Annotated in this window: 16 protein-coding genes and 1 pseudogene; 10 read left to right on the forward strand and 7 right to left on the reverse strand. The window is 61.1% G+C overall.

What is annotated here, in order from left to right; all coding sequences use genetic code 11:
* The first annotated feature begins 114 nt into the window (after window positions 1-114).
* Window positions 115-1,236 carry a beta-ketoacyl-ACP synthase III gene (locus tag HU738_RS09455; protein WP_186603406.1) on the forward strand — a complete coding sequence of 374 codons (1,122 nt, stop codon included), beginning with the start codon at window positions 115-117 and terminating at the stop codon, window positions 1,234-1,236.
* Between the two features lie 117 nt (window positions 1,237-1,353).
* On the opposite strand, the gene HU738_RS09460 is transcribed toward HU738_RS09455, so the two are convergent.
* Window positions 1,354-2,598: a putative porin gene (locus HU738_RS09460; protein ID WP_054885688.1), complete on the reverse strand. Its 1,245-nt coding sequence runs from the start codon at window positions 2,596-2,598 to the stop codon at window positions 1,354-1,356.
* Window positions 2,599-2,859: 261 nt separating this feature from the next.
* Between HU738_RS09460 and HU738_RS09465 the strand changes: the two genes are divergently transcribed.
* On the forward strand, window positions 2,860-3,987 hold the full coding sequence (locus tag HU738_RS09465) for a GNAT family N-acetyltransferase (protein WP_186603405.1): 1,128 nt from the start codon (window positions 2,860-2,862) through the stop codon (window positions 3,985-3,987).
* A gap of 123 nt (window positions 3,988-4,110) precedes the next feature.
* Here the strand turns inward: HU738_RS09465 and HU738_RS09470 are convergent, their stop codons facing one another.
* The 4 genes from HU738_RS09470 to HU738_RS09485 all read right to left on the reverse strand — a co-directional run bounded on the left by HU738_RS09470 (window position 4,111) and on the right by HU738_RS09485 (window position 8,305).
* Window positions 4,111-5,943 (reverse strand): ABC transporter ATP-binding protein, encoded by a 1,833-nt coding sequence (locus tag HU738_RS09470; RefSeq protein ID WP_186603404.1) that lies wholly within the window; start codon window positions 5,941-5,943, stop codon window positions 4,111-4,113.
* 61 nt (window positions 5,944-6,004) lie between these two features.
* Window positions 6,005-6,562: a peptidylprolyl isomerase gene (locus tag HU738_RS09475; RefSeq protein ID WP_176507886.1), complete on the reverse strand. Its 558-nt coding sequence runs from the start codon at window positions 6,560-6,562 to the stop codon at window positions 6,005-6,007.
* Complete coding sequence (locus tag HU738_RS09480) at window positions 6,556-7,368, reverse strand: alpha/beta fold hydrolase (RefSeq protein ID WP_176507887.1); 813 nt, start codon at window positions 7,366-7,368, stop codon at window positions 6,556-6,558. Before HU738_RS09480 ends, HU738_RS09475 begins: the two co-directional genes overlap by 7 nt.
* Window positions 7,369-7,381: 13 nt before the next feature.
* Window positions 7,382-8,305, reverse strand: a complete 924-nt coding sequence (locus tag HU738_RS09485; RefSeq protein ID WP_186603403.1) for a LysR family transcriptional regulator — start codon at window positions 8,303-8,305, stop codon at window positions 7,382-7,384.
* A 48-nt stretch (window positions 8,306-8,353) separates the two neighbouring features.
* Here HU738_RS09485 and HU738_RS09490 point away from each other — a divergent pair, with 48 nt between their 5' ends.
* From HU738_RS09490 to HU738_RS09510, 5 genes are all read left to right on the forward strand, one after another.
* Window positions 8,354-8,668, forward strand: a complete 315-nt coding sequence (locus HU738_RS09490) for a 3-phosphoglycerate kinase (RefSeq protein ID WP_186603402.1) — start codon at window positions 8,354-8,356, stop codon at window positions 8,666-8,668.
* 110 nt (window positions 8,669-8,778) lie between these two features.
* Complete coding sequence (locus HU738_RS09495) at window positions 8,779-9,378, forward strand: FMN-dependent NADH-azoreductase (protein WP_186603401.1); 600 nt, start codon at window positions 8,779-8,781, stop codon at window positions 9,376-9,378.
* Window positions 9,379-9,698: 320 nt separating this feature from the next.
* Complete coding sequence (locus HU738_RS09500) at window positions 9,699-10,574, forward strand: carboxylate/amino acid/amine transporter (protein ID WP_186603400.1); 876 nt, start codon at window positions 9,699-9,701, stop codon at window positions 10,572-10,574.
* Window position 10,575: 1 nt separating this feature from the next.
* Window positions 10,576-11,511, forward strand: a complete 936-nt coding sequence (locus HU738_RS09505) for an AEC family transporter (protein ID WP_176507889.1) — start codon at window positions 10,576-10,578, stop codon at window positions 11,509-11,511.
* Between the two features lie 275 nt (window positions 11,512-11,786).
* Window positions 11,787-13,148, forward strand: a complete 1,362-nt coding sequence (locus HU738_RS09510; protein WP_186603399.1) for a purine-cytosine permease family protein — start codon at window positions 11,787-11,789, stop codon at window positions 13,146-13,148.
* A 51-nt stretch (window positions 13,149-13,199) separates the two neighbouring features.
* Here the strand turns inward: HU738_RS09510 and HU738_RS09515 are convergent.
* Both HU738_RS09515 and HU738_RS09520 read right to left on the reverse strand, forming a co-directional pair.
* Window positions 13,200-13,799 (reverse strand): annotated as a pseudogene (locus HU738_RS09515) (mechanosensitive ion channel family protein); the annotation flags it as partial.
* A 255-nt stretch (window positions 13,800-14,054) separates the two neighbouring features.
* On the reverse strand, window positions 14,055-14,519 hold the full coding sequence (locus tag HU738_RS09520) for a transcriptional regulator (RefSeq protein WP_186603398.1): 465 nt from the start codon (window positions 14,517-14,519) through the stop codon (window positions 14,055-14,057).
* A 379-nt stretch (window positions 14,520-14,898) separates the two neighbouring features.
* Here HU738_RS09520 and HU738_RS09525 point away from each other — a divergent pair, with 379 nt between their 5' ends.
* The 3 genes from HU738_RS09525 to HU738_RS09535 all read left to right on the forward strand — a co-directional run.
* Window positions 14,899-15,255 (forward strand): hypothetical protein, encoded by a 357-nt coding sequence (locus HU738_RS09525; RefSeq protein ID WP_186603397.1) that lies wholly within the window; start codon window positions 14,899-14,901, stop codon window positions 15,253-15,255.
* Between the two features lie 149 nt (window positions 15,256-15,404).
* Window positions 15,405-15,950, forward strand: coding sequence for an HAD domain-containing protein (locus HU738_RS09530; RefSeq protein ID WP_186603396.1), 546 nt, complete (start codon window positions 15,405-15,407; stop codon window positions 15,948-15,950).
* Between the two features lie 347 nt (window positions 15,951-16,297).
* Window positions 16,298-16,614, forward strand: a 317-nt coding sequence (locus HU738_RS09535) for a hypothetical protein (RefSeq protein ID WP_217871446.1), incomplete at its 3' end; no start/stop codon positions are given.

The raw sequence follows: 16,614 nt of genomic DNA on the forward strand, positions 1-16,614 counted from the left end.
TTATCCGCGATCGAGGGCGCAGCCCTCGCCGTAAAATTGGTACTAAAGTGCCATTGTTCTGTCATATTCCCAGCCAGCGCCCCGTGGCGATGGCCTTTGAGCAGAGGACCGATCGTGCATAACGTCGTGATCAGCGGCACCGGCCTGTATACCCCGGCCCAGAGCATTTCCAACGAAGAACTGGTGGCCTCCTTCAATACCTGGTCGCAGCAGTACAACCAGGACAACGCCGCCGCCATCGAGCGTGGCGAAATCGAAGCAGCCCCCCTGTCCGACGCCGCCTTCATTGAAAAGGCCTCGGGCATCAAGAGCCGTTTCGTCATGGACAAGGCCGGCATCCTCGACCCGCAACGCATGAAGCCGCGCCTGCCAGAGCGCTCGAATGATGAGCAGTCGATCCTCTGCGAAATGGGCGTGGCCGCTGCACGCCAAGCCCTGGAGCGCGCGGGTCGTACCCCGGCGGACGTCGACGGCGTGATCGTCGCCTGCTCCAACCTGCAGCGCCCATACCCTGCCATCGCCATCGAAGTGCAACAAGCGCTGGGCATCGACGGCTTCGCCTTCGACATGAACGTGGCCTGCTCGTCGGCCACCTTCGGCATCCAGACCGCTGCCAACAGCGTGCAACTGGGCCAGGCGCGGGCACTGCTGGTGGTCAGCCCGGAAATCTGCACCGGCCACCTGAACTTCCGTGACCGCGACAGCCACTTCATCTTTGGTGATGCCGCCACGGCGGTGCTGGTCGAGCGTGCCGACCAGGCCACTTCGGCGCACCAGTTCGACATCGTTGGCACCAAGCTGCAGACGTCGTTCTCCAACAACATCCGCAACAACTTCGGCTTCCTCAACCGCGCAGCGGAAGAGGGTATCGGTGCGCCGGACAAACTGTTCGTGCAGGAAGGCCGCAAGGTGTTCCGCGAAGTCTGCCCGATGGTCGCCGAGCTGATCGGCAAGCACCTGGGCGAAAACGACCTGCAACCGTCCGACGTCAAGCGCTTCTGGCTGCACCAGGCCAACCTGAGCATGAACCACCTGATCGTCAAGAAACTGCTGGGGCGTGAGGTGAGCGAGGAAGAGGCACCGGTGATTCTCGACCGCTATGCCAACACCAGTTCGGCGGGCTCGGTGATTGCGTTCCACTTGTATCAGGATGATCTGGCCAAAGGGTCGCTTGGCGTGCTGAGCTCGTTTGGTGCGGGCTATTCGATTGGTAGCGTGATTTTGCGTAAGCGTTGACCTCGAGATAGCTGGGGCTGCGAAGCAGCCCCAGCTTTCTCACAGGCAAAAAAAGGCGGGAAACGCCGGATGGGGTCGGCATTTCCCGCCTCAGAGTGAAGCAGAGGCGTCTGCAGCTTAGAACTTGGCTTCCAGGTCCACCTGCAGGGTGTCTACGTCGGCGTCGCTGTTCGGCAGGTTGGAGTAGTCGGTCTTGGCCATCATGTAGGCCGCGCCGACGCCGAAGTTCTTGTCGATTTCATAACCGACCTTGAACTTGTGACCACGGGAACCGGTGAAGCCGTTACCGAAGTCGGAGTCGGTGAACAGGCTGACTACGCCGTTACGCTGGACGTCGCGGTAGTTGTAGTCCAGGCTCCAGGCGCCGATCTTGGACTTCAAGCCAGCCAGCCAGGCAGTGTCCTTGCCATCGGTACTTTCGGTGTTCTTCACGTACTGGCCATAAGCCGACAGCGGGATGGCGAAGCCGGTGAAATCGAGCTGGCCGAAGCCTTCCACGAGCTGGAACTCGTTAGTGGTGTTGCCCAGCGAAGCCAGGGCTGCCGAGGCCTTGTCGTTGTCGTAGCCATAGATACTGGCACCGACAGTGACCTTGACGGCGTCAGCCGCGTTGAACTTGGTCCCCAGCTGGGCAGCGTACAGCTGTGCGTCGTGCTTGTACTGCACGCCGTCGCCGTCGACGTTGTCCTTCAGGTTGTAATGGCCGATGCTGCCGAAGACTTCGGCCGGGCCGGCGTTGGTCTTGTAAGTGACGGCCACGCCTTCCGGGTTGATGTCGCTGTCCCAGATGATGTCGCCCATGCTCACCCACGGCTGCATCATCTTGCCGCCGATCAGGTGCAGGTTAGGGACGGCAGTCGGGTGCCAGTCGAGGTAGGCCAGGTCGACCCACAGCGATTTCTTCTCGAAGTAGTTGTCCAGGCTCTGGTTGGTCGAGCGGGCATCGGCGCTGCTGCCGGTGGCCACACGCACGCCGGCGTCGACCTGCGGGTTGATCTCGCTGTAGAAGCCGACGCGGGCACGGACGCGTTCACGGTCCTGGTTGCCACTGCGGGCGATCGGGTTGTCGACGTTGACGTCTTCGTAACGCAGGCGTACATCACCTTTGATCTGGGTCTTGGCGGCCCATGCCACTTTTTGTTCGAAAGAGCTCATACGGTCGGACTGAGCTTTCTGGTCGGCCTTTTCCTTGGTTTCTTGTGCCAGGTCGCCCTGCAGTTCGTTGTACTGCGCCTGGTTGATCGAGCCATTGGCGCGGAGCATTTCGAGCAGCTTGGCGTCGACGGCCGCACTGGCCGGAGTACTCAGAGCCAGCATCATGCCGGTGAGGCTCACTCCGGTAAGTGTAGAAACAAGACGCATAAGGTTCTCCCTACTTGAAAGATTCGGGGAGGCTCAGCGCCCACCCCCATGTTGGCATGTCTTCGGAAAGGGCCTGACTAGACAGGTTCTAGGGTTCCGGAAAACAGGCGCAAGTATTGCGGGGGCGAATGACAGAATAATGTCCAATTAGTGGCACTGCGGTTAAGTAATTGAGAATGAAAGGCGAAACGGGCCAATGCTGATTTGAGCGATGGGCCTCTGTTGGCTGATACTGATGGCCTTGCACAGCGAGTCGAAAACGTGACCAGTCTCTACAGCCTTGCCCACCTGCGTGACCTGCCAGCGGCGACCTGGGATGCCCTGGTTCCCGCTGGCCAACCGTTCCTGCGCCATGCCTTTCTCAGTGCCATGGAAGACAGCGGCAGCGTTGCCCGCAGCACCGGTTGGGCCGCCGAGCACCTGGTGCTGGAGCGTGACGGGCAGGTGCGTGCGCTGCTGCCGGCGTATCGCAAATGGCATTCGTATGGCGAGTACGTGTTCGACCACGGTTGGGCCGATGCCTGCGAGCGTGCCGGCATTGCCTACTACCCCAAATTGCTCGGTGCCGTCCCGTTCAGCCCGGTCAGCGGGCCGCGCCTGCTGGCGGCCGACGCTGCCGATGGCCTGCTGATGCTGCAGGCATTGCCGGAATACCTGGGCAAAGGCGGGTTGTCGGGGGCGCACATCAATTTCACCGACCCACCGCTGGATGCGCAGATGGCGGACCTGCCGGGCTGGATGGAGCGTCTCGGCTGCCAGTTTCACTGGCGCAATCACGGTTATCGCGACTTCCAGGATTTTCTCGACAGCCTCAGCTCACGCAAGCGCAAGCAGATGCGCAAGGAGCGTGAGCAGGTGGCGGGGCAGGGCATCGATTTTCGCTGGTATCGCGGCGACGAGCTGGACGAGGCGCAGTGGGACTTTGTGTTCCTGTGCTATGCCAATACCTATGCGGTGCGCGGGCGTTCGCCTTATCTGACCCGGGCGTTCTTCAGCCTGCTGGCTGAACGCATGCCCGAGGCGGTAAGGGTGGTGATGGCGCGCCAGGGCGGGCGTGAGGTGGCCATGGCCCTGAGCCTGGTCGGCGGCGATAGCCTGTTCGGCCGTTACTGGGGGTGCCTCGATGAGTTCGACCGGCTGCATTTCGAGACCTGCTTCTACCAGGGCATGGACTTTGCGATTGGCGAAGGGCTGCAGCGTTTCGACGCCGGGGCGCAGGGTGAGCACAAGCTGATTCGCGGGTTCGAGCCGGTGCTGACGCGGTCGTGGCATTACCTGCTGCATCCGGGGTTGCGGCGGGCGGTGGAGGATTTTCTGGTACAGGAGCGGGAAGGGGTACGGGGGTATGCCGAGCAGGCAAGGGAGATGTTGCCCTACCGCAAGGACTGAAGTCTCTGTCGCCCGTGCCGGCCTCTTCGCGGGTGAACCCGCTCCCACAGGGACCGCACAATTCTCAAGGTCCGCGGTGAACCTGTAGGAGCGGGTTTACCCGCGAAAGGGCCAGTACAGGTCTCAGTCGACCCCGACAAAACCCCCGGTTTGGTGGTGCCAAAGCCGGGCATACAGCCCTCGCTGTTCCAGCAGCTCACTGTGGCTGCCACTCTCGACGATGCGCCCCTTGTCCAGCACTACCAGGCGGTCCATCCGGGCGATAGTCGATAGCCGGTGAGCGATGGCGATCACCGTCTTGCCTTGCATCAGCGTCTCCAGGCTTTCCTGGATGGCCGCCTCGACCTCCGAGTCCAGCGCCGACGTGGCTTCGTCCATGATCAGGATCGGTGCATTCTTCAGCAGTACCCGGGCAATCGCGATGCGCTGGCGCTGGCCACCTGACAGTTTCACGCCACGCTCACCGACATGGGCATCGAAGCCAGTGCGGCCCTGGGCATCCGACAACTGCGGAATGAACTCGTCGGCACGCGCCCGGCGCACGGCTTCGTGCAGCGCCGCTTCACTGGCGCCGGGGCGGCCATACAGCAGGTTGTCACGGATCGAGCGGTGCAGCAGCGAGGTGTCCTGGGTGATCATGCCGATCTGGGCACGCAGGCTGGCCTGGCTGACCTCGGCGATGTCCTGGCCGTCGATGAGAATGCGCCCGCCCTGCACGTCGTACAGGCGCAGCAGCAGGTTGACCAGGGTCGACTTGCCGGCGCCGGACGGGCCGATCAGGCCGATTTTCTCGCCGGGGCGGATGTCCAGGTTGAGCCCTTCGATCACATTGGCTGCCTTGCCGTAGTGGAAGTCGACGTCGTCGAAGCGCACCGCGCCGCGGCTGACCTTGAGTGGCGGCGCCTGGGGCTTGTCGGTCACCGTGACCGGCTGGGCGATGGTTTGCAGGCCATCCTGGACCATGCCGATGTTCTCGAAGATGCCGTTGACCACCCACATGATCCAGCCCGACATGTTGACGATGCGGATCACCAGGCCGGTCGCCAGGGCGATGGCACCCACGGTGATCAGCGACTGGCTCCACAGCCACAGGGCCAGGCCGGTGGTGGTGACGACCAGCAAGCCATTGAGGGTGGTGATGACCACGTCCATGCTGGTGACCACGCGCGCCGCCAGCTGGGTTTTTTCAGTCTGTTCACGGATCGCCTCGCGCGCGTATTGCTGTTCGTAGTCGGTGTGGGCGAACAGCTTGAGGGTGGCGATGTTGGTGTAGCCATCGACGATGCGCCCCATCAGCTTGGAACGTGCATCGGAAGAGATCACCGAGCGCTCTTTCACCCGCGGCACGAAGTAGTACAGCGCGGCGATGTAACCGACGATCCACACCAGCAGCGGCAGCATCAGGCGCCAGTCGGCCTCGGCGAACAGCACCAGCGAGGTCACCGCGTAGATCAGCACATGCCATAGGGCATCCACGGCCTGCACGGCTGAGTCGCGCAGCGAGTTGCCGGTCTGCATGATGCGTTGGGCAATGCGCCCGGCAAAGTCGCTCTGGAAGAAGTTCAGGCTCTGCTTGAGCACATAGGTGTGGTTCTGCCAGCGGATCAGGCTGGTCATGCCCGGGTTGATGGTCTGGTGCACGAGCAGGTCGTGCAAACCGAAGAAAACCGGCCGCAGCAGCAGGATCACCACCAGCATCCAGATCAGCTCGCCGCTGTGCTCGCTGAAGAAGTTGGCGTTGGGCGTGCCCTGGGCCAGGTCGATGATGCGGCTCAGGTAGCTGAACATCGCCACCTCGATCAGCGAGGCGAACAGGCCCACCACCAGCAGGGCGAGAAAGCTCGGCCAGACCTGGCGCAGGTAGTACAGGTAGAACGGCCAGACCTGGCCGGGCGGCGAGTCGCTGGGCGCGTCGCGGAAGATATCGATCAGTTGCTCGAAACGGCGGTACAGCATGGGTGACAAGACTCCTGTGCTACCCGACCCCGGAAGGTCTCACGTCCCTGTGAAACCTGGGTCAGTCGATGCGTTTGGCGGACTTGATGAACACCGGGTCGGTTGGCACGTCGCGCATGCCCTTCTTCACGGTGGTAGGCGAATTGACGATCTGGTCGACCACTTCCATGCCCTTGGTCACTTTGCCGAACACGGCGTAACCGGCGTCGCGGCCCGGGTTGAGGAAGTCGTTGTCGGCCACGTTGATGAAGAACTGGCTGGTGGCCGAGTTCGGGTTGGACGTGCGGGCCATGGCCAGGGTGCCGCGCGTGTTCTGCAGGCCATTGCCGGCCTCGTTCTTGATCGGGTCCTGGGTGTCTTTCTGCACCATCTGCTCAGTAAAACCACCGCCCTGGACCATGAAGCCCGGGATCACTCGGTGGAAGATGGTGTTGTTGTAGAAGCCGCTGTCGACATAGTGCAGGAAGTTCTTGGTACTGATCGGTGCCTTCTCGGCGTTGAGCTCGATTTCAACCTGGCCGAAGCTGGTGTCCAGCAGGACGTGCGGGGTCTTGTCGGAGGCCATGACGCTGGTGGCGAAGGCGACCGAGCAGGCGGTGAGCAGGAGTTTTTTCAGCATGGGCTCAATGATCCTTGAGAGGTGGAAGCGGCTGCGAGGAACTGCAGCAGGGTCTGGTTGAAGACCTCGGGTTGATCGAGGGGTGTAGCGTGCCGGGAATCGTCGATGACCACCAGCCTGGCGTGGGGCATCAGGGCGACGTAGCGCTGTTTGAGGTGGATCGGGGTGTAATCGTGGTCGGCGGCAATCACCAGCGTGGGACAGTGGATCTGCCCGATGCGTTCCTGCACGCCCCAGTCGACGATGGCGTCGAAGCTCTTGAGGTAGGCACGCTTGTCGTTGCGTGCCCAGCGTTCGGCCATCTTCTTGCGCAGTTCGGCCTGCTCCGGCTTGGGGAACAGGCGTGCGGCCAGGCCCTGGCCGACCGTCTCGACACTGAGAATGCGCGCCAGGCCCCAGCGCTTGAGCCACCACAGCCAGTCGCTGCGGGTGCGGCGCTTGACTTCGGGGGCACTGTTGACGATGCACAGGCTGCGCAGCCATTGCGGGTGGTCCACGGCGAACTGGAACCCGACCATGCCACCCATGGACAGCCCGACGAAGTGCACCGGGCCGGTCTGCAGATGCTCGAGCAGGGCCAGCAGGTCTGCGCTGAAGGTGGCGATCTGGTAACCGTCGCGTGGCTTGTCGGAGCGGCCGTGGCCGCGGATGTCCATGAGGATCACCCGGTAGCGGCGGCTCAGCTCGGGCACCTGCAGTTCCCAGTCCTGGCTGCTGGAGCCCAGGCCGTGCAGCAGCACCAAGGGTTCGCCCTGGCCATATTCCTGATAATGCAGCGAGCATCCTTCATGTTCGAAATAGGCCATGGGCGCGGTCCTCTCAGGCTTGTGGGGGGGCTGCGAAGGGCACGTCCAGCGGCGCAGTGTCGAAGTTACGCAGCAGGTCGATGAGAATCTGCGTGGCCGGGCCCAGGGTCTTCTCTTTGCTCGAATAAAGGTAGAACAGTGGGTGGCGGCTGCCACCCTGATCGAGCGGCAGCGGCTTCAGCACGCCGTCACGCAGTTCACGCTCGATCATGTGCCGTGGCAACCAGGCAAAGCCCAGGCCGCTGCCGACGAAGGTGGCGGCAGTGCCCAGGCTGCCGACCGTCCAGCGCTGCTCGGCGCCGAGCCAGCCAACGTCCCGCGGCTGGGCGCGGCCGGAGTCGCGGATTACCACCTGCAGCTGGCTTTCCAGGTCCTGGAAGGTGATCTCCCGGCCCAGCCGATGCAGGCTGTGTTCGGGGTGGGCGACGGCGACGAACTCCACCGAACTCAGTTCGGTGCCGAGGTAGCCGCCGATGCTGTAGCTGCTGATGGCAAGGTCGGCGATGCCTTCGTGCATCACTTCCTCGACGCCGGACAGCACTTCTTCACGCAGGCGCACCCGGCAACCGCGGCTTTGCGGCATGAACGCTGCGAGGGCCCGCACCAGGCGGGCGCTGGGGTAGGCGGCATCGACCACCAGGCGCACTTCGGCCTCCCAGCCTTGCTCCATGTGGTGCGCCAGGTCTTCCAGCTGGCTGGCCTGCTTGACCAGGTGCCGCGAACGGCGCAGCAGTACGTTGCCGGCCTCGGTCAGTACGGCCTTGCGGCCATCGATGCGCAGCAGCGGCACACCCAGTTGCTCCTGCATGCGCGCCACGGTGTAGCTGACCGACGACTGCGAGCGGTGCAGCGCTTCGGCGGCCTGGGCAAAACCGCCATGGTCGACCACTGCCTGCAAGGTCCGCCACTGATCCAGGGTCACGCGCGGCGCTTTCATGTTTGGCTCCTGTTGTCCTAAGCTGCGCTCTTTCAAGGAGAGCGCCCCATGAAGAAATGTTGTGCGGCAATTTTGCTGTGCCTGCCCCTTGGGGCCATGGCTTACCCCATCGATGTGGAGAAGGAACTGACCGGGGTCAAGCTGGACTACACCACCTACGACACGGCTTACGACATCGGCTCCATAACCCTGAACAACTATGGGCAAGTGCCGGCGGCTTGCAAGGTGACCTTCCGCAATGGGCCCGAGGCGCCGCGCGTGCGCCGGGTCAACGTGCCGGCTGGCAAGCATGTCGATGTAACCGCCAAATTCAATCGGCAGATCATCAAGCTGCGCATCGCGCTGGACTGCACTGCGCAATAAAACTGATTAATCGATAGATTGAACCCACTTTTTACGCTTTTTTATCGATAGGTCAAGCCTTAATCTCACCTCCATCGAATCGCAACCGTTTTTTGCCGATGGAGGCACCCATGTCCCGCGTACTGATCATCGAAAGCAGCGCCCGCCAGCAGGATTCCGTTTCCCGTCAACTGACCCGTGACTTCATCCAGCAGTGGCAAGCGGCGCACCCGGCCGACGAGATCACCGTACGTGACCTGGCGCTGAACCCGGTGCCGCACCTGGATGCCAACCTGCTTGGCGGCTGGATGAAGCCTGAAGAACAGCGCAGCGCCGCCGAACTGGAGGCCCTGGCCCGCTCCAACGAGTTGACCGATGAAGTACTGGCAGCCGACGTGCTGGTGATGGCTGCACCGATGTACAACTTCACCATCCCCAGCACCCTCAAGGCCTGGCTGGACCACGTGCTGCGTGCCGGCATCACCTTCAAGTACACCCCGACCGGCCCGCAAGGCCTGCTCACCGGCAAACGCGCCATTGTCCTGACTGCCCGTGGCGGTATCCATGCCGGCGCCACCAGCGACCATCAGGAACCGTACCTGCGCCAGGTGATGGCCTTCATCGGTATTCACGATGTCGATTTCATCCACGCCGAAGGCCTGAACATGAGCGGCGAGTTCCACGAGAAAGGCCTGAACCAGGCCAAGGCCAAGCTGGCCGCGGTGGCCTGAGGCTCAACGAATTCCCATCCCTGACACCTGTTTTGCTCCTTGGGTGTACCTGCCCGGCCTGATGGCCGGGCTTTTTTATGTGCGGTGCACGCGGTCTGCTTTTGCTTTGTGTGGGAGCGGCCTTGTGTCGCGAAAGGGGTGCAAAGCGCCCCCAGGATCTCAGCACTGCTACACATAATGCTGGGGCTGCTCTGCAGCCCTTTCGCGACACAAGGCCGCTCCCACAAAGAGCGAGTATCCAGCCACCCCCACATTCCCCATGGTTGAACACACAGGTCGCAACCCGCTAAGGTCGCGCCCTTGATCCACGAGAGGCAACCATGGGCTACCTGATAATCGTCGCGCTGATCCAGGCGTTTTCCTTCAGCCTGATCGGCGAGTACCTGGCCGGGCACGTCGACAGCTATTTCGCCGTGCTCGCGCGCGTGGTGCTGGCCGGCCTGGTGTTCCTGCCGCTGACCCGCTGGCGCCAGGTCGAGCCGCGTTTCCTGCGCTCGATGCTGCTGATCGGCGCGCTGCAATACGGCATCACCTACGTTTGCCTGTACTTGAGCTTCCGCGTGCTGACTGTGCCGGAAGTGCTGCTGTTCACCATCCTCACGCCGCTGCACGTGACCCTGATCGAAGACGCCCTGAACCGGCGCTTCAATCCCTGGGCGCTGCTCGCTGCCCTGGTGGCGGTAGCGGGGGCGGGCGTCATCCGTTTCGACAGCATCAGCGGCGATTTCTTCATGGGCTTCCTGCTGCTGCAACTGGCCAACTTCACCTACGCTGCCGGCCAGGTGCTGTACCGCCACCTGGTCGCCCGCCACCCCAGCGACCTGCCGCATTACAGGCGCTTCGGCTACTTCTACCTGGGCGCGCTGATCGTGGTGCTGCCGGCGTTCCTGCTGTTCGGCAACGCCCAGCACCTGCCGAGCACCAACGTGCAGTGGGCGGTGCTGTTGTTCCTCGGCCTGTGCCCGACGGCCCTGGGCTTGTACTGGTGGAACAAGGGCGCGTGCCTGGTCTCCGGCGCTACGCTGGCGGTGATGAACAACCTGCATGTGCCAGTCGGGCTGCTGCTGAACCTGCTGATCTGGAACCGCGACGAACCGCTTGGCCGCTTGCTGCTCGGTGGCGCGATCATCCTCGCGTCGGTGTGGCTGAGTCGCCTGGGCAACCGCGTAACGGCGCCAGTGGCGGGCAAGGCCTGAGATGCACACCGTCTTGGTCATCGTCGCGCCGATCTTCGCCCTGATCCTGGTCGGCTTCCTGTGCCGCAAGACAGACAAGCTCGGTGACAAGGCCGCCGCCGAGATCAACAAGATGGTGGTCTGGCTGTGCCTGCCGGCGTTGCTGTTCAAGGTCACCGCCACGGCAACCTGGAGCGAGATCTGGCACCCGGGGTTCATCGTCGCCTTCGGCGCCGGCGCGCTGGCGATGTTCGTCGTGACCCTGGCCTGGCGCCTGTACGGCGGCCACGGCCTGGTGGCGGCGAGCATCGACGGGCTCAGTGCCGGTTATGCCAATACCGGCTACATCGGCATCCCGCTGTGCCTGCTGCTGTTCGGCCAGCCAGGGCTGCAGCCGGCGCTGATTTCGTCATTGATCGTGGTCTGCCTGGTGTTCGCGATTTCCCTGACGCTCATCGAGATCGGCCTGCAGGAGGAGCGGCAGATCGGCCGCGCCATTTTGCTGGTAAGCAAGGCGCTGGCGAAAAATCCGCTGGTGATCGCGCCGCTGGCGGGGGCAGGGTGGGCCATGAGCGGTCTGGGGCTGGCCGAGCCGGTGATGCATTTTCTCGACATGCTGGCCTTGGCGACCACGCCTTGCGCGTTGATCTCGCTGGGAGCGTTTCTGGCCGAGAAGCGTACCGGTTCGCAGGCCAGCCCGTGGCCGCTGGTGGCGCTGAAGCTGGTCGGGCAACCGGCGCTGACCTGGGTGTTGGCGTTCAAGGTGTTCAGCCTGCCGACCTTGTGGGCGGCGTCGGCGGTGCTGCTGGCGGCGCTGCCGACCGGTACCGGGCCGTTCATGCTGGCGGAGTATTACAACCGCGAGGCGGGGCTGATTTCGCGGACGATCCTGTTGTCGACCGTGGCGTCGTTGGTGACCCTGACCGCGCTGCTGTACCTGCTGGGCTATGCGGGGTAGCTGCCGGCCCCTTCGCGGGTAAACCCGCTCCCACAGGATCTACGCAGGCCTGAACGCTGCGCGCTACCTGTAGGAGCGGGTTCACCCGCGAATGGGCTGCAGAGCAGCCCCGACTATCTCAAGCCAGTTTGCTCATCTGGAACCAGCACGGGCCACTGGTAGCCTGACGTTATCAAGCAAGGCATGGCGCAGCTAGCTAAGACGCGTTCGTTAATGAACCCAAGCCCGGCGGGTGCCTACCCGATAATCATGAAAACAAAAATCGGGAGACCGGCGTGAAGCTAGAAACGCGAAGTATCGAATTCGTCCCACACGCTGAGCGTTATGGCACGCCTAAACGATTGTTCACCATCTGGTTCAGCTCCAACTTCCAGATAACCGCACTGATGGTCGGTACCTTGGGCGTTGCCTCGGGGCTGAGTTTTGCCTGGACCTTGCTGGCCCTGCTGGTCGGCAACCTGATCGGCACCGTGTTCATGGCCGCGCACTCTGCCCAGGGGCCGCACCTGGGCGTGCCACAGATGATCCAGAGCCGGGCCCAGTTCGGCGTCCATGGCGCGGCGCTGCCTTTGCTGGTGATGGTCACGGCCGCTGTACTGTTTCTCGCCGCCAGTGGCGTGCTGATGCGCAATGCCGTGCAGGCACTGGTGCCCATGAGCGACGATCAGGCCATCGTGGTCGTCGGCGTGCTGACCTTCGTCATCGGCTTTGTCGGGTACGAACTGATCCACCGCCTTGGGGCATGGATGAGCCTGCTGTCCACACTGGTGTTTGCCGGCGCCCTGGTGCTGATCCTGCTGCACCCCGGCGACACCGCAGGCACGACGGCAGTGGCGACGGGCTTTTCCTTCACCGCCTTCAACCTGATCGTGGCCCAGGCCGCGTCCTGGACGTTGGGCTATGGCCCCTATGTGGCGGATTATTCGCGCTACCTGCCGGCCAACGTCAACCCACGCGCCACGTTCTGGGCCACCTATTGCGGTTGCGCGCTGGGCTCGTTCGCCATGATGGCGTTGGGCGCGCTGGTGGCTGTGCAATTACCTTCGGCACTGGGGCATGACCCTGCGACGGCCATTGCCGGGCTGTTTGGCCCGTGGGCGCCGTTGGCACTGGCCGTGATTGCGCTGGGGGTGATCCAGTACAACGTCTTGTGCCTCTACAGCGCCTACATGTCCTCGGTCACGATCTTCGGTGCCTTCAAGGCCATCAGGCGCGTGACCGCGACGGCCAAGGCGCTGGTGATGGCGGGCCTGACTGCCGCGGCAACGCTGATTGCCATCGCGACCCAACACAATTTCGATACGTTCTTCGCCGACATCCTGATCGGCCAGCTGTACCTGTTGATCCCCTGGAGCGCGATCAACCTGGTGGATTACTACTGGGTGTGCCGGGGCCAGTATGACGTGGGGGCGTTGTACGACGCCAAGGGCCGTTACGGCTGCTTCAATCGTCGAAGCCTGGCGGTGTATGCCGTATCGATCATCGGCATCATCCCGTTCATGAAGCTGTCGTTCTACACGGGCTTCGTGGCCGAGTGGCTGGGGGCTGACATCAGCTGGGCGATGGGCCTGATCCTGGCTGGCGCGCTGTACTGCATGGTCAACGCCCGGGAAAGCAGGCCGCTTCTAGCAAGCTAGGCCTCTGACTCGGCCTTGGGGGGAGGGGGCTGCAACGCAGCCCCGGCCATCTCAAGCCTCGTTCATTTCTTCAAGGCGGCGCGGCATCGGCTCGGGGGCCGCTCGCCCCGCCAGCCCCACGCGCATGTCATTGCCACTCGGTTGCTGGTAGAGGCTCAAGCCAAACTCCGGCAACACCGCCAACAGGTAATCGAAGATATCCCCCTGGATCCGTTCGTAATCGGCCCACACCGTGGTGGTGGTGAAGCAGTAGATCTCCAGCGGCACGCCTTCGGCGGTGGTCTGCATCTGCCGGACCATGCAGGTCATGTTCGGGTGTACGTTGGGGTGTTTCTTCAGGTAGGCCAGGGCGAAGGCGCGGAAGGTGCCGATGTTGGTCAGCCTGCGGCGGTTGGCCGACAGCTCCGCTACCGGCCCCAGCGCTTCGTTCCAGGCCAGTAGTTCCTGACGCTTGCCGGCCAGGTAGTCACTCAGCAGGCTCACCTGGCTCAGGCGCTGTTCTTCGTCCGGGGTCAGGAAGCGCACGCCTGCGGCATCGATGAACAGGCTGCGCTTGATGCGCCGGCCACCGGACTGCTGCATGCCGCGGTAGTTGCGGAACGACTCGCTCATCAGGCGCCAGGTCGGGATCGAGACGATGGTCTTGTCGAATTACTGCACGAGTGAGCTCGTGCCTAGAACCGACAACCGACATTTATGAATATCAATAGCTTACGAAATCAGCACCCATGTCGGTTTTTTTTAAACCCAATTGACACCGTGTAGCTGTATCACCCCGATTCCGGCTGCACCTGGAGGGCGCTTCCCATCCTTCAACAAGCCAAACATGTTGAAAGTACGCATCCGCATGTAGGGCGAATGGACTCAGGAAGCTTCATTGAAGGTGGATCTGGTGTTTGGGTTCGATCACTCTGATCGTTTGGTGAGGAAGCGCTGCACGGTTGATTTCGACACACCCAGCTCCTGAGCGATCTCAGAGTTCGACATGCCGGCCTCTTTCAAAAGGGGAGCGCGCTGGAGTGCTTTCTGAACGTCGGGGGTAGCAGGTCGACCAGGGCGTCGAGCGGGCTGCGTGGTGATGGCCTCGATTGCCCCGTCCTCTTTAAGAGCATCCAGCTTGGAAGAGATCCGCTTGAGCGCGATATCGACAGATTCGCCAGAGTGAGCAGAGTGGGCGAGCAGGAGCAGGAGAGCGGCATCGACCTCGAGCATGGAGGCCACGTTAGAAAGAGTCTCCATCGTCACGTTAGTCTTGCCACGCTCGATGCGATTTCTAACTCTGCGACCGATCATGGTCAGATCGTCCTGCGTCATTTTCCGGTTTTGTCGCAAGGCTCTGACAACTGCCGCAAGGGCCTCGCTTAGAGACATGTTCATCATCCGTAAAAGACAGGATGAAGCCACATTGCATCGACCCGTAACACGCCCTATACTGCCCGTTAAGAGTCGACAGCAACTATCCCGTACCCGCAGAAATCTTGTGAGGTAGCTCTGCACCCCGAATTTATTTGGCTTAAATATATGCCATAAATTGACAAAAGTTGGGTTGCAGAGGCTTCGATGCATTGTTCTGAGATTGGGGCGATGTCGGCGTGCTTGGCAGGGGTGGCCTATGGCTTTCGACTCCATGGCACTGATTACCCTAAGAGCCTCGCGTGGGAGTCAAGAGTGAAAGGATCAAAGAATGTTTGTTAGTCATGAGTCTTGGGGTTCAAATGCGTCTCCGTTGTTAGGTGCAGGTCATACATGCATGAGTATTGTTGAATGGCTAAGTTGTTATCACTTCTATCAAGTTGTCGTTGAAGAATTCCAGAATGGAAAAATGGTAGCGCGCCAGTTTTTTCTAAGCGATGTGGATGTGCTTGAAAGCGTTCTTGAGAAGCAGTGTGAAGATTTTAAAGTGACTGAAGTTCTGCTGATGAGTCCTGGCTGGATGAACGGAAGTGGCGGATGGAATTTGAATAAGGTCTTAAGTTTGATCGTTGGGCGTGGGGAGCAAGGGGGTAAAGTGTCAATGCATAAAGTTGCAGATGGTGTCGTTTATACCTCTCCGGCAGGCGGGAGGATTGATACGCTCGAAGAGGAAGGTTTTAAGGTTCTTATTTAAGTCTTCTATGAAATTTCTGGGTTCTTTGGATTGATCTCTAGCGTTAAACAGAAGCCACGCTTCGCAAGCTCGCGTGAATCTCCGAGTCTTTATGCAGTGCGTGGTCACGAGGAGGCGTGTGTGAGTATGGCCATAGCCGGGGGCGTATCATGATCAACTCTGTACGACCTCGAGTCATTCGACCAGACGACGTGATCTTGTTTTTAGATTTTGACGGTGTCCTTCATCCAGATGCCGCTTTTCGAACCAAGCGTGGGATTGAACTGAGGGCGCCTGGCAAGCTGATGATGCATGCAGAGATACTGCATAACATCCTTCGGGATTTTCCGGTGCTAAAGATCTCTCTGTCGACGTCTTGGGTTCGCATGCTTGGCTATCAAAGAGCGCGTGCAGCATTACCGGCAAGTTTGCAAGATCGCACGGTTTCAGCGACATGGCATTCCCGCATGCGGAATGCAGCTAGGGAGGAGTATGACCTTTTCACTCGATATGAGCAGATATGTGGCGCGGTGACTCGTGCAGGGATCACACGATGGATTGCGATCGATGACGATCCCGATTTTAGCTGGCCGGAGCATGACGATAGGCTTGTGAGATGCGACCCGAATCTCGGGCTTGGAAGTGAGCAGACGCAGCTGGAACTGCGGGCCAAGCTGCAACTTCTTTTTCGGGAGGGAGGTTGTGGTGAGAATTAGCGGTGAGTCAGAGCGAGGCGCGGTTTCGGATGTCGTCTGCGATGTCTGCGGAGAGTCGACGCGTGTGGGAGGTGGTCTTCAGTTCGCTACCTTGCAAGCTTCCTGGGGCGAAGGTTCTGAACACTGCGGTGAAGACTACGAGCTGCATCTTTGCGAGGGGTGCTTTTTCACTCAAGTAGCAGGTATGAAGCGTATGAGGTGGCTCGGGTGCATGTTCGAAGACGCCGGTGATTCGCTTCTGAAGAATGTCACGTACGGGCGGGTTTGGAAGGCGAGCAGGGATGATGCGACGGATGAAGAGTGAATGACGTCGTCTGTCTTAATCAATAGGCTATAAGAGGTACTACATGGCTAAGAAACGAGCTCCGTTGTCTACGGGTCATGCTGGCCGGAATGTGGCTGCCACTTTGCCATCTAGTGTTATCAACGCTATGCGAAGAGATTTCGGGGCGCCGGTCACAGCATATATTTCGGCGGCTGCTTATGGGGCAGGGGATCTCTATCTGGAGGGAGTGGTCTTCGCCGATCGAGGAGGACGTTTTGATGACGGTGACACTATACGTACGTCAATCATCATGGATAGTGAAATTGTTGAGGGCTATTTGGTAGTGAGAACGTTGAACAGTACTTATGTTGTGTCTGACTGGCTAGGCGGCAGGTTTTC

Source organism: Pseudomonas vlassakiae, assembly GCF_014269035.2.
GTDB classification, from domain to species: domain Bacteria; phylum Pseudomonadota; class Gammaproteobacteria; order Pseudomonadales; family Pseudomonadaceae; genus Aquipseudomonas; species Aquipseudomonas vlassakiae.

Excerpts from the sequence above, each read along its gene's own strand:
- HU738_RS09500 (WP_186603400.1), top strand. The coding sequence starts at position 9,699 with ATGGGCTACCTGATAATCGTCGCGCTGATCCAGGCGTTTTCCTTCAGC.
- HU738_RS09470 (WP_186603404.1), bottom strand. The coding sequence starts at position 5,943 with ATGCTGTACCGCCGTTTCGAGCAACTGATCGATATCTTCCGCGACGCG.
- HU738_RS09475 (WP_176507886.1), bottom strand. The coding sequence starts at position 6,562 with ATGCTGAAAAAACTCCTGCTCACCGCCTGCTCGGTCGCCTTCGCCACC.
- HU738_RS09530 (WP_186603396.1), top strand. The coding sequence starts at position 15,405 with ATGATCAACTCTGTACGACCTCGAGTCATTCGACCAGACGACGTGATC.
- HU738_RS09505 (WP_176507889.1), top strand. The coding sequence starts at position 10,576 with ATGCACACCGTCTTGGTCATCGTCGCGCCGATCTTCGCCCTGATCCTG.
- HU738_RS09485 (WP_186603403.1), bottom strand. The coding sequence starts at position 8,305 with ATGAAAGCGCCGCGCGTGACCCTGGATCAGTGGCGGACCTTGCAGGCA.
- HU738_RS09525 (WP_186603397.1), top strand. The coding sequence starts at position 14,899 with ATGAGTATTGTTGAATGGCTAAGTTGTTATCACTTCTATCAAGTTGTC.
- HU738_RS09480 (WP_176507887.1), bottom strand. The coding sequence starts at position 7,368 with ATGGCCTATTTCGAACATGAAGGATGCTCGCTGCATTATCAGGAATAT.
- HU738_RS09460 (WP_054885688.1), bottom strand. The coding sequence starts at position 2,598 with ATGCGTCTTGTTTCTACACTTACCGGAGTGAGCCTCACCGGCATGATG.
- HU738_RS09495 (WP_186603401.1), top strand. The coding sequence starts at position 8,779 with ATGTCCCGCGTACTGATCATCGAAAGCAGCGCCCGCCAGCAGGATTCC.
- HU738_RS09490 (WP_186603402.1), top strand. The coding sequence starts at position 8,354 with ATGAAGAAATGTTGTGCGGCAATTTTGCTGTGCCTGCCCCTTGGGGCC.
- HU738_RS09520 (WP_186603398.1), bottom strand. The coding sequence starts at position 14,519 with ATGTCTCTAAGCGAGGCCCTTGCGGCAGTTGTCAGAGCCTTGCGACAA.